The 11,944-nt window shown below is 73.3% G+C and carries 9 protein-coding genes; 5 read left to right on the top strand and 4 right to left on the bottom strand.

What is annotated here, in order from left to right:
* Both JNK12_07460 and JNK12_07455 read right to left on the bottom strand, forming a co-directional pair.
* Positions 1-693, bottom strand: a complete 693-nt coding sequence (locus JNK12_07460) for a LysM peptidoglycan-binding domain-containing protein (GenBank protein ID MBL8775750.1) — start codon at positions 691-693, stop codon at positions 1-3.
* Positions 694-810: 117 nt separating this feature from the next.
* Complete coding sequence (locus tag JNK12_07455) at positions 811-1,506, bottom strand: queuosine precursor transporter (GenBank protein MBL8775749.1); 696 nt, start codon at positions 1,504-1,506, stop codon at positions 811-813.
* Between the two features lie 80 nt (positions 1,507-1,586).
* Here JNK12_07455 and JNK12_07450 point away from each other — a divergent pair, with 80 nt between their 5' ends.
* The gene (locus JNK12_07450) at positions 1,587-3,233 is read left to right on the top strand and encodes an NAD(P)/FAD-dependent oxidoreductase (protein MBL8775748.1); all 1,647 of its coding nucleotides are present in this window, start codon (positions 1,587-1,589) and stop codon (positions 3,231-3,233) included.
* Positions 3,234-3,366: 133 nt separating this feature from the next.
* Here JNK12_07450 and JNK12_07445 read toward each other — a convergent pair whose 3' ends face one another.
* Positions 3,367-5,460, bottom strand: a complete 2,094-nt coding sequence (locus JNK12_07445; protein MBL8775747.1) for a S9 family peptidase — start codon at positions 5,458-5,460, stop codon at positions 3,367-3,369.
* 19 nt (positions 5,461-5,479) lie between these two features.
* Between JNK12_07445 and JNK12_07440 the strand changes: the two genes are divergently transcribed.
* From JNK12_07440 to JNK12_07425, 4 genes are all read left to right on the top strand, one after another.
* On the top strand, positions 5,480-8,053 hold the full coding sequence (locus JNK12_07440; protein MBL8775746.1) for a hypothetical protein: 2,574 nt from the start codon (positions 5,480-5,482) through the stop codon (positions 8,051-8,053).
* 317 nt (positions 8,054-8,370) lie between these two features.
* Positions 8,371-9,117, top strand: a complete 747-nt coding sequence (locus JNK12_07435) for an alpha/beta hydrolase (GenBank protein ID MBL8775745.1) — start codon at positions 8,371-8,373, stop codon at positions 9,115-9,117.
* Between the two features lie 75 nt (positions 9,118-9,192).
* Complete coding sequence (locus tag JNK12_07430) at positions 9,193-9,666, top strand: sigma-70 family RNA polymerase sigma factor (protein MBL8775744.1); 474 nt, start codon at positions 9,193-9,195, stop codon at positions 9,664-9,666.
* On the top strand, positions 9,663-10,730 hold the full coding sequence (locus JNK12_07425) for a hypothetical protein (protein MBL8775743.1): 1,068 nt from the start codon (positions 9,663-9,665) through the stop codon (positions 10,728-10,730). Before JNK12_07430 ends, JNK12_07425 begins: the two co-directional genes overlap by 4 nt.
* Positions 10,731-10,847: 117 nt before the next feature.
* On the opposite strand, the gene JNK12_07420 is transcribed toward JNK12_07425, so the two are convergent.
* Positions 10,848-11,780 (bottom strand): DUF559 domain-containing protein, encoded by a 933-nt coding sequence (locus JNK12_07420; GenBank protein MBL8775742.1) that lies wholly within the window; start codon positions 11,778-11,780, stop codon positions 10,848-10,850.
* Positions 11,781-11,944 lie beyond the last annotated feature (164 nt).

Raw genomic sequence — 11,944 nt, 5'->3', positions numbered from 1 at the left:
TCAGCTCGCCTCGAAGTTGGCCACGCCGCCGAGGACGGTGGTGATGAAGCCGATCGTGTCCCCGTCCCAGTTCTGGGCCGTCGCCGCCGACAGGCCGAGGCGGTACGCGGCGGCGGTGGCGGCCCAGCTCCCGTCGGTCTGCTGGAGCAGGTCGTCGACGTAGGCGGCCATCAGCTCGATGCTCTCCGCGGCGACCGTGGGATCGAGGTCGGGCCCCGTCACCAGCTCGTCGTTGATGTAGTCCACGGTCGACGGCCGCAACTGGGCGATGCCCTGGCGACCCTCCTCGCCGACCTTGTCGGCGTCCCACGCGGACGTCTGCCAGGCGAGGGACTCGAGCAGGGCCACGGGAACGTCGTACTGCGTGGCCACCGTGGCGAAGGTGGGGCGGAGGGCCACGAGGTCGGGATCGGCGGCGAGGAAGGTGGGGAGCTCGCTCTCGGCCGAGCCGGGGTGGGGGATCTCGATCTGGCTGCCCGGATCGATCGACGAGGAGTCGGTCAGCCCGTTGGCCTCTTGCACCGCCTCCTTCGTGGTGCCGTGCAGCTGCGCCACCGACGAGATCGTGTCGCCCAGACGCACGGTGTAGGTGTCCACCGTGCGGTCGGCGGGAGCGGCGTCTTCGCTGCGCACGCGGGGCACGACGACGAGGGCGACGGCCAGGACGGTGACCGAGGCCGCGACCAGGATCACCAGGCGCGATGGCCGATGGAGCCGGTGGTGGTGCGCGGGCGGCTCGCCGCTGGGGGACCCCGGGCGGGGCGTGGCCGGTCGGCCAGTCGGCGCGTTTCGGGGAGCCACGGGTCGTGTCTAGTCGATCGCGTCCCGATTGCGGTCGGGCGCGACGTAGATGAGGGGGACGCTGGCGAGGGTCACGAGGCCCTTGACCGCGATGTTGACGAGGACGATGTCCCACACCGCGCTCCATGGCAGGGTCAGCGCGTCATCGGCCAGGAAGGGGAGGGCGCCGAAGGCGAGCACGCTGAACAGCAGGCTGTCGAGGGGCACGCTGACCGCGTTGCTCGTGAGCACCCGGGCCCACTGGTGGCGGGTGGTGACCCGGGTGACGAACCAGTGGTACACCTCGGTGTCGACGAGGCCGCTGACCACCTCGGCCACGATCGAGGCGACGACGATTCGCCAGACCGGGCCCAGGATGGCCGAGTACTCGGCGCCGAGCCCCCAGGAGGGGTCGCTCGCCACACTCGCCGTCCAGGCGAAGTAGGCACCCATGAACAGGTTGACCCCGCCACAGGTGATCACGAGGGTCCGGGCGGCGCTGCGACCGAGCACCTTGTGCACGACATCGCGCAACGTGAACGTGATGGGGTAGATGAACGTGCCCATGTCCACCGCCCGCCCTGCGACGATGCCGATCTTCAGGCTGGCCACGTCGGCGATCACCTGGGCCCCGGCGTACGCCGCCACCGCGACGATGGCCACCTTCGTGAACGCCGTGAGTGTGCCCCCGGCGGGGGCGGCGAGGTCGTCGGTGCGCAAGGCCATGGCGCCTATCCTGCCGTGGTGGGCGCCGACCGGACCATGCGCCGCGCGGCCGAGGGTGTCGTGAGCGCCGGGGTCCCGTCGTGAGCGACGCCGTGGTGGTGGGCGCGGGCCCCAACGGGCTCGTCGCCGCCAACGTCCTCGCCGACGCCGGATGGGACGTGGTGGTGCTCGAGGCCAACGACGGGCCCGGTGGCGCCGTGCGGACCGCCGAGGTCACCGCTCCCGGCTTCCGCAACGACCTCTTCAGCGCCTTCTACCCGCTCGGCGTGGCGTCGCCGGTCCTTCGGGACCTCGCGCTCGAGCGACACGGGCTCGAGTGGCGCCGGGCCCCGCTGGTGGTCGCCCACCCCACGCCCGACGGCCCGGCGGCCCTCCTCTCCACCCACGTGGACGCGACGGCGGCATCCCTGGACCGCTTCGCCGAGGGCGACGGCGACGGCTGGCGCCGCCTGTACACGCTGTGGGAGCAGGTCGGCGCCGAACTGCTCGACGCGTTGCTGCGCCCCTTCCCGCCGATCCTGCCGGGGGCCCGCCTGGCGGCTGCGCTGGGGCCCACCCGCGCACTGCCCTTCGCCCGCCTCGCCCTCCAGTCGGTGCGTGGGCTCGCCGCCGAAGAGTTCCGCGGCGACGGAGGGGGGCTCCTGCTCGCGGGCTGCGCGCTCCACACCGACTTGAGCCCCGAATCGACCGGCGGCGGACTCTTCGGGTGGCTGCTGGGTGGCCTCGGCCAGCAGCTCGGTTTTCCCGTGCCCGCGGGCGGGGCCCAGTCGCTGACCGACGCCCTCGTGCGCCGACTCGTCGAACGGGGTGGGCGCATCGAGTGCGGCGTGCGGGTGACCGGGATCGAGGTGCGGGGCGGCCGGGCCGTGGCCGCCGTCGACGCCGACGGCACCCGCTACGACGCCCGCCGGGCGGTCCTCGCCGACGTGGGCGCGCCCGCCCTCTACTCGCACCTCGTGGCCGCCGAGCACCTGCCGGGGCGCTTGCTGGAGGACGTTCGACGGTTCGAGTACGGCTCGGGCACGGTGAAGGTCGACTGGGCCCTCGACGGTCCCATCCCGTGGCTCGACCCCGACGTCGGGCGGGCCGGAACCGTGCACCTCGCCGACTCGCTCGACGAGCTCTCCGAGATGTCCGCGCAGCTCACCCGTGGTCTGCTCCCCGCGCAACCTTTTCTCGTCATGGGCCAGATGACCACGACCGACCCCAGCCGCTCGCCGGCGGGCACCGAGTCGGCCTGGGCCTACGCCCACGTCCCGCGCGAGGCGAAGGGAGACGCCGGCGGCGACGGATTGGCCGGGAGGTGGGACGAAGCGGAGACGGGTCGCTTCGTGGCCCGTATGGAAGCCCGCATCGAGCGCATGGCGCCGGGCTTCAGCGAGCGCATCCTCGCCCGGCACGTGTTCACCCCGCCCACCTTCGAGGCGGCCGACGCCAACCTCGTCGGCGGCGACCTCAACGGGGGTACCGCCCAGCTCCACCAGCAGCTGGTCTTCCGGCCGGTGCCGGGCCTGGGCCGCCCGGAGACCCCGATCGACCGGCTCTTCCTCGCGTCGGCCTCGGCCCATCCGGGAGGCGGCGTCCACGGGGCCTGCGGGGCCAACGCCGCCCACGCCGCGATCGGGCGCGACCGGCGCCGCCGGCGCCTGGTGGCCGCCGGCGCCTCCCTCGCACTGGGGGCGGGTGCCGCCCGCGCCGTGCGCCGCCGAGGCGCTGGCTCGCGGTAGGTCTCCCACCCCAGCCCCGAGCCCCAGCCCCTCAGCCCCCAGTCCTCAGCACCCTGCGCCCAGCCGCCAGAGGGGCGGACCTCGCCGCCGACGGGTCGCCCCGGGTCTCCCGCTGCTCGTCAGCGGTGCGCCGTCACTCCCCGGCCAGCTGGTGGCCGAAGAAGGCGAGCACGTCGGCGAGCTCGTCGGCCTGCATGCCCACGGGCTTGCCCTGGCCGTGGCCGGCCCGGGCCTCGATCTGGAGCAGGACGGGGTGGGCCTCGCCGCAGCTGGTGGCGCGCTGGAGCCGGGCCGCCATCTTGCGGGCGTGCATCGGGTGGACCCGTGAGTCCCCCTCACCGGAGGTGAGCAGGACGGCGGGATAGCAGGTGCCGTCCACGACCCGGTGGTAAGGGGAGTAGGCGTGGAGCCAGGCCAGGTCGTCGGCCTCGTCGGGATCGCCGTACTCGGGGATCCAGAGGCGGGCGATGAGGAACCGGTGGAAGCGCACCATGTCCAGGAGCGGCACCGCGCAGTGGACGGCGGCGCACAGGTCGGGGCGTTGGGTCAGCGCGGCACCGACGAGCAACCCGCCGTTGCTGCCGCCGCGGATGGCCAGTCGCTCGCGGGAGGTGCGCCCCTGCTCGACCAACCAGTCGGCGGCGGCGTGGAAGTCGTCGAAAACCTGCTGCTTGCGCTCGCGGGTGCCCGCCTGGTGCCAGGCCTCGCCCTCCTCGGCCCCGCCGCGGAGGCAGGCGACCGCGAAGCAGCCGCCCTGGCCGGCCACCTCGACCGCTGCGGGGGAGTAGACGGGGCTCATGGTGACGCCGAACCCCCCGTAGCCGGTCAGCGCGGTGCGGGTGTCGGGGGAGGGCACGGTGTCCTGGCGGCGCACCACGAACATCGAGATGGCGGCGCCGTCGGTGGACGGGTACTCGAGCCGCTCGACCGTGAACGCGTCCGGCTCCAGACCGGCGGCCGGCTCGCTCCAAGGCGCCACGCCCGCGGCCCGGGACCAACGGAACAGCTGCGCAGGGCGGGTGAACGACGTGAAGGCGAAGAACGCCTCGTCGCGTTCGCTCGAGCCGGAGAGGCCGGCCAGGGATCCGGTTTCGGGCAGGGTGACGGGCTCGCCGCCCGAGCCGTCGAGGTCGTACCGGGTGAGCAAGGCCTCGGCGTGGCGGGTCGAGGCCACGAGGAGCGACGCCGGGGTGGCCACGAAGCCCTCGATCACGGCATCACCCTCGGGCACGAGGGTCGTCCAGTCCTCGACCCCGGGCTGGTCGAGCGCCGCGGCGACGATCCGGCCCCGGTCGGCGTCGACGGTGGTGCTGCCCACCAGCCGGTCGCCGACCACGGCGAATCCGTTGACGGCCTCCACGCCCTCGCTGACCACGCGCCACGTGCCTGCCTCGCGGTCGTGGAGGTGCACGTCGACCCGGCTCCAGCCGTAGGCGACGTGCACCAGCAGCCAGCGCCCGTCGTCGGAGAGCGACCCGTCTGGCCAAGCGGTGCGGTCCTCGGGAGCGGGGAACACGACCGGGTCGAGGGTCGGGTCGGTGCCGACCACGTGCCAGCACAGGTGGCGGCCGTAGCCCTCCTCGCCCTCGGCGACGGTGGCAGGGTCCGGGTAGCGGGCGTACGCGAACGCCGACCCGTCGGGCAGCCAGGCCACGGACGCGGCGCGGGCGTGGGGGATCACGTCGGCGAGGAGCTCGCCCTCGTCGACGTCGAGGAGGTGCAGGGTGCTCTGCTCGTCTCCGCCGGTGGACAGGCCGAAGGCCACGAGTCGGCCGTCCGGGGAGGGGTGGTACCAGTCGAGGGCGGCGGTGGCGTCGCCGAGGAGGGCGGCGGGATCGACCAGCACCCTCGGGTCCTCGGGGGTCGCGCCGAGGGCCGGGCGGACGCACAGCACCGCCTGTTCCCGGTCGCCGCCCCGGTCGACGGTGAACACGCGGTCGCCCTTGACCCGGGGGGCGGAGGTGACCGGCGCCTGCAACAGCGGGAGGAGTCGGGCCCGGATGGCGTCCCGGCCGGGCAGCGCGTCGAGGAGCGCTCGGCTACGGGCGTTCTGGGCCGCGACCCAGTCCGTCACCTCCGGGTCGTCGTCGGCTTCGAGCCACCGGTACGGGTCGGCGACCTCGATGCCGTGCAGCGTCTCGACGAGGTCGAGGCGGCGGGTGGGAGGTGGTGCCGGGACGGCCGGCTCGGACGCCGGTCCGGCGGGGGTCGGTTCGACGGGCGCCACGGCACTACCTTGCCCCACCGTGACGGAATCTCCCTTCTCGGTCCGGGGCAGCGTCCGGCAGGTCTCGGTGACCGGGCCGGCGGGCACGCCCGTCGAGCTGCGCGACGCGACCGGCGAGGTCGTGCGCGCCGGGGCCATCGACCACTTCGGCGACCGCCTCACGCTGGCCGACCTCGGGGTCACCGACGGCCTGAAGGGCCTCGGCGGTCTGGTGTTCCGCCACCTGGACCCGGGCCCGTACACGCTCGTACTGGGGGAGGGGACCGACGGCGACGGTGGTGCCGGCCGGGAGGCCGTGCCGGTCACGGTGCTGGACCCCTTCGTCCTTCCCGACGACTTCGACGAACGGGTCCGGGGCCAGCGCCTCGAGCCGGGCTACGGCTACGTCGAGGTCCGCGACGGCGCCCTCCTCAGCATCAACGTGAGCCTGCCCGACGCCGCCGAGTGGGGGGACGGTCCGTACCCCACCCTCGTGCAGTACTCGGGCTACAAGGACTCGAAGCCGGACTTCGCCACCGGTGACCCCGCCAACGAGAACGTCCTGAACACCGAGGCCAACCTGGCTCTTTTGTGCGGCTACGCCGTGGTCGGTGCCGCGATCCGGGGGTCCGCCGGCTCCGAGGGCTCGTTCCTCCTGCTCGAGCCCATCCAGGGCACCGACGGCCACGACGTCATCGAGGCCGTGGCGGCGCAGCCGTGGGTGGCCCGCAAGCGCGACGGCTCACCCAAGGTCGGGATGATCGGCCGGTCGATGCCCGGCTACGAGCAACTCCTCGTCGCGTCGTACAACCCGCCGTCGCTCGCCGCCGTCACCCCCGCCGCGGTCGGCGGCCGGCCCTACGGCGCCGCCGGGCGCCCGGGCGGCGTGCTGAACGTGGCCCTCGCCCGCGGCATCGCCGGGTGGCAGGTCGACCCCGTCGACCCGCCGGGCGGGGTCCCGCAGGTGCAGCCGCCCCGTTACGAGCCCGGAGGGTGGGACGACTGGGTCGCGGCCCGCATCGCGGCGGGTGACGAGGTCTGCGAGCACAACCAGCTGTTGCGGGGGCAGGCCGTCGACGCCGTGCCGGCCTGGGCGTTCGTCGACCAGGAGGAGGGCGGCGTCCTCGCCCACGCCGACGGCGAGGAGTGGGCCGCCCGCACCCGGGTGCCGACACTGATCCTGGGCGCGTGGCAGGACCAGGAGTCCGGCCCGTGGTTCACCGACCTGCTGGACAAGTATCCGGAAGACACCGTCGTGCGGCTCGCCGCGTACAACGGCACCCACGAGGAGACCCGCTTCCCGCTGGCGGCGGTCCAGTGGCTCGAGTTCCTGGCGTTCTTCGTCCGCGAGGAGCTGCCCACGTGGCCCGAGGCCGCCGGCCGCTACCTGGACACGGTCACCGAGTACATGTTCCCCGAGGGGCTCCCCGTCGAGTTCCGCCACGCTGCCGGGCGCTCCTTCGACGACGCCCTCGCGGCCTACCTGGCGGCGCCGCCCTACCTCGTCTGGTTCGACAACGGCGCCGCACCGGGTCGGCCGCCGGGGTACCCCTACGCCGCGTTCTCGGTGGCGTTCGACCGCTGGCCCCCGGCGGATGCCCGTCCCGAGCGCTGGTACCTCGCCCCCGACCACCGGCTCTCGTCCTCGCCTCCACGCGCCGGCGCCCGACCCCTCGGCTTCCACTACGACCCCTCGGCCCGGCCGCGCACCTCCAAGGGTGACGCCCCCGACGTGAACTTCCCCGTCGTCGAGTACGACTGGCGGCCCCCCGCCGGCGGACGAGGGCTCCAGTTCGCCACGCCGCCGTTCGACCGCGACGTCCTGCTCGCCGGCACGTGCAGCATCGACCTCTGGGTCCGCAGCACGGCGCCGGACATCGACCTCGAGGTGGTGGTGAGCGAGGTCCGCCCCGACGGCTGGGAGACCTTCGTCCAGGTCGGGGCCATCCGGGCCAGCTCCCGGGCCCTCGACGACGAGCGCTCCACCGAGCTGCTGCCGTGGCTCAGCTATCGACGGGACGACGTCACGCCGCTGCCCGACGGGGAGTTCGCCCTCGTGCGGGTGCCGGTGCCCTCGGCGGCGCACCTGGTGCGGGCCGGTTCGTCCCTCGGCATCACCGTCACCGCCGCCGGCGGCAACCAGCCCCATTGGGAGCTCGGGGCGCTCTGGCCCGAGGGGGTCGACGACCACGGTCGCAAGGTCGTCGTGGACGTCGCGGTCGACGACCTGTTGCCGTCATCGGTGGTCCTGCCCGTCGTGCGCTCTTGGGTGCCCCGCGACGGCCAGCCGTCGCCCGAGCTGCCCCCGCTCGACGCGCTGCGTCGTCAGCCGTGCCGCCGCTGGCGCCCCGCCGGCCTCGAGATCCCGGCACCGCCGCCCGAGCCCGAGCCCAAGGTGCCGCTCGAGGTGCGTCTCAAGCGCACCGCGCCCGTGCGCTTCGCCGCCCGCCAGAAGAACCGGGGCTTGGGCCTGAAGCGACAGGCCGCCCGTCAGTGGGTGCTGGCGATGCGGCGGGTGGGGCTACCGCCCCGCGTTGGGCTTGCGGCCGTGGTTGGCCTTCTTGCGGCGGGCGTTGGTCTTGCGCTTGTCCGTCTTCTTCGACATAAGAGGTAGGACGCTACCGGCTGGGGCCCGCTCCCCGACAGTCGGCGGCGCGCCGGCGGGCGGCTGGTGCATCGGTCCGCGCCCCCGCGCGCTCGCGTTCCGGCCCCGGAACGGTGGCGTCTTCAATCGGCCGGTGGGGCGGGTGCCGCGACCCGGCGCCGGTCGCTCACCGGCGGCGATCACGGCTCGGCGCCGGCGTCCCCGGGTCCGGCGTCGGGCCGTGCGGGCGCCCCGGGGGGCGGGCGACGGCCGGTCGAGACCGATCGTCGGGCAGCCCGGGGCACCGTTCGGGCGTCGGGTCGGCGCTGGTGCGGTAGACCGTCGCAATGACCGCGGTCCTCGTCCATGGCGTGCCCGACACGTTCCACGTGTGGGACGCGGTGCGCTCGCACCTGTCCCGCACCGACGTGGAGACGCCGGCGCTGCCCGGGTTCGGGTGCCCGGTGCCGGACGGGTTCGACTGCTCGAAGGAGGCCTACGCCGCCTGGCTGGTGGACGAGCTCGAAGGTGTGGTCGAGTCGACCGGCGCCCCCGTCGACCTCGTCGGCCACGACTGGGGGTCGCTGCTCGTGCAGTACGTGGGCTCGAGCCGACCCGACCTCGTGCGCACCTGGGTGGCCGGCAACGGGCCGGTCGACGTGGAGTACACGTGGCACGACGCCGCCCAGCTGTTCCAGACGCCCGACGTGGGGGAGCAGGTGGTCGCCGCCATGACCGCCGAGACGATGGCCCCGGTGCTGATCGATGCCGGCGTGCCCGCCGACGAGGCCCTGGCCGCCGCCGGCCGCATCGACGACACCATGCGCTCGTCCATCCTCGCCCTCTACCGCTCGGCCGTCACCGTGGGCGACGACTGGCAGGAGGCGGTGGAGGCCAACACCCGGCCCGCGCTGGCGCTGTGGGCCACCGACGACCCCTATGTCGACGCCCGCTACGGGGAGCGCCTCGCCACCCGTGTCGACGGCCGCCTCGTGCTCCTCGAGGGCTGCGGCCACTGGTGGCCGGCACAACGCCCGGAAGAGGTCGCCGCCATCCTCGGCAGCTTCTGGGCCTCCGCCGGCGAAGAGCTGTAGCGGCAGCGGCGCTGCAGTCGAGAAAGCTCGGCGGCGCGTCAACCAGTCGGGGGAGTCGGGGGTTCAACAGGGGCGATGGACTTCGGCGACTTCTACAGCGAGCAGCGGGACCAGATCCTCCGCCTGTGCTGGCTCGCGACGCTCGACCGGGGCGATGCCGCCGACGCAGCACAGGAGGCGCTGACGCGGGCGTGGCAGCGGTGGGACGACCTCGAATCAACGGACCCGGCGGCGTGGACCAGGACCGTGGCACTCAACCTGTGCCGGAACCGGTGGCGCCGCGTGCGGCGTCAGCGACTGGACGCGGTGGTGCCCGACGTTCCCGTTGTGTTCTCGGTGAGTGATCAGGATCTCTTGGAAGCGTTGCGTCGCCTCTCGCGGCGACAGCGCGAAGCGGTGATCCTCTTCTACTGGCTCGATCTCGACGTCGCTGGATGCGCAGACGCCATGGGCGTGTCAGGCGGCAGTGTGAAGCAGCACCTGAGCAGGGCACGTGCGACGTTGGGCACCTTGCTCGCCCCTGGTGACGAAGAGGAGGTATCTCGATGACTACGCCCCTGCGCGATCGCCTCGACGGCCTCGCCGCCTCCGGGGTCGAGGGCATCGCACTGCGACGCCCTGACCACGCCTCGGCCCGGGTGAGTCGCCGCCCCCGCTACGTCCTGCGACTCGCCCTTGTTGCGTTCGCGGCGGTGCTCGGCACGCTGCTCTGGATCGCCGTCCGCGACCACGACCGTCTCGACACAATCGACAGCGCGCCGACGACGCCGACCTGGCCCGACCCTCGCGACGGCGCGATCTCCCCCCAAGGCCTGCCACCGCTCGTGATCACCGCTCCGGGCTACACCGCGACGAGTGCGAACGAGTCGGCCGATTTCGGGGGGCCTCCATCCACAGGTGCGGCCTCCACCGGCGAATCCTCGGTTCCCGGGTACCTGCGCATCTACCGCAGTGTCGATGACCCCTGGTCGATCATCGAGGTCGAGACGTGGACGACGGACGACGACCAGGCCCAGGGCACGTGCACGGTCGACTCGATGGCGGACGTGGTCGTGACTGAAGTATGCGAATTCTCGGGCGACCAGACGCGATTCGAGGTGGGGTTCGGCGGCACGGTCGCCGACGTCGAGGGACTGAACGTGTCGCCGGACGAGGTGCGGGCGTTCGTGGACGACATCGGGGGCATCGCGCTCTTCAACCCGGATGCGGCGCCGTGTTGCCAGGAAGTGCCTGCAGGGTGGGAGTCGCTCGGAGCGGGCTGGGCGAGCGGCGAGTTCATCATCGGAGACCGCGAGGCGGAGATCTCATTCGCCGGCCCGGGCGAGGTCGAGCTCAGCTTGCAGTCCGGGACGGCCCTGACCGCCTATGACGAGCTCCTGAGCTTCGCCCTCGACAACCCGGAGCATCCCGTGACGATCCACCAGATCGGGGATCGGGTCGTAGCCCTTGCTGGGTCGAGCGATGGTCCCCGACTCTTCTGGATGGAGGGTGACAACGTCGTGGGGATCATGCAGGCCGAGTTCGTGACCGACGAAGACGCGCTCGACCTGGTCCGGTCGCTGGAGATCGATGCAGCGGTCTGGGAGGCCTTGTTGGCGCAGGGCCAACCGTGAGGAGAAGACAGCGCGGCCGCCACGGTGGCTCGGTCGACGGTCGAAGGACCCGATGGTTCGCTCTCTGATGGACCGCCGCCGCAGCGACGCGCGCGTCGATGGGTCGAGATTGGGCGATCACGCCGCCTCGAGCTCGCGGCGGCGGTGGTCGAGAGTGGCGCGGATTCGGGCGGCGGTCTTTGCGGGGCGGCGGGTGACGCCGGCCTTGGAGACCCGGAGGACCCGCCAGCCGTCGGCGGTCAGCGCGGCGTCGCGGTCGAGGTCGCTCTCCCATCGCTCGTAGTTGCCGCCGTGGTGCTCGTAGCCGTCGACCTCGAGGTTGACCAGCTCGTCGAGATAGGCGAAGTCGAGCCGGCGCCAGACGCCGTCGATGAGCACCCACACCTGGAACGCCGGTATCGGCAGCCCGAACCGCTTGCAGAGCCGGGCCATCACCGGCTCGAGGACGCTGTCGGGCGCCCGGTCGCCGAGCACCCGCCCGTCGAGCACCTCGCTGAGGACGCCGACGCCCCGCTGGCCGCTGCCGGCGAGCTTGTCCCGATAGGCCCGGGCGCCGGCGACAGTGATCAGCTTGCGGGACGTGAACGAGTCGAGCGCCAGTTCCACCTGCTCGTGGGTGGCGACGGCGCCGAGGTCGACCAGGGTCCGCAGCGGGTTGGTGACCGGGATGCCGTGGCGGCGGGTCACGTCCCTCGGATCGAGGGTCGCCGATCGGTGCACCACGACGCCCGGCGGACGCGGGTGCCGGGACCCGTCGGCGAGGACCTCCAACGGTGGTGTCGGCCCGAGGTCCGCACCCCAGAGCGAGGCCGCGGCGCGGTGCGATCCGGGCGCTCGGGCAGCCAAGGCGGCGGCGAGGATGCGCTGATGTGAGGTGACTGGTGCGCCTGGAATCCTGTAGACGCCCGAGTACTCGACGTGTAGGCGCTCTGCGGCAACGGCTCGGTCGATCTGACTCCGGCTCCACCCGTGGGTGCCGAGCTGTCGCCGGGTGACCAGTGCATGCTGGGTGGCCCCGAGGCGGTGGAGGGCTCGCTGGTGTTCGTCCATGGCCGCCCAGTCCACCAGCGGGGTGTGACACTCATGATGGACTCGTGCTCGTCGGGGACCGGCTCGAGTTCTGACCCTCGGTGTGACTGGCCTTGTTGCCTGACAGTTGATCTGTCGGCTCGTGGCCGTGTCCTCGGCGCGCACCAACCAGTCGGGGGGACGTG

The organism is Acidimicrobiales bacterium, from assembly GCA_016794585.1.
Taxonomy (GTDB): Bacteria; Actinomycetota; Acidimicrobiia; order Acidimicrobiales; family DATDAH01; genus JAEUJM01.
This window is presented reverse-complemented; position numbering and strand designations above follow the sequence as displayed.

What these genes read in the sequence shown, in the direction of transcription:
- JNK12_07425 (MBL8775743.1), top strand. Translation starts at nt 9,663, where the DNA reads ATGACTACGCCCCTGCGCGATCGCCTCGACGGCCTCGCCGCCTCCGGG.
- JNK12_07435 (MBL8775745.1), top strand. Translation starts at nt 8,371, where the DNA reads ATGACCGCGGTCCTCGTCCATGGCGTGCCCGACACGTTCCACGTGTGG.
- JNK12_07455 (MBL8775749.1), bottom strand. Translation starts at nt 1,506, where the DNA reads ATGGCCTTGCGCACCGACGACCTCGCCGCCCCCGCCGGGGGCACACTC.
- JNK12_07430 (MBL8775744.1), top strand. Translation starts at nt 9,193, where the DNA reads ATGGACTTCGGCGACTTCTACAGCGAGCAGCGGGACCAGATCCTCCGC.
- JNK12_07420 (MBL8775742.1), bottom strand. Translation starts at nt 11,780, where the DNA reads ATGGACGAACACCAGCGAGCCCTCCACCGCCTCGGGGCCACCCAGCAT.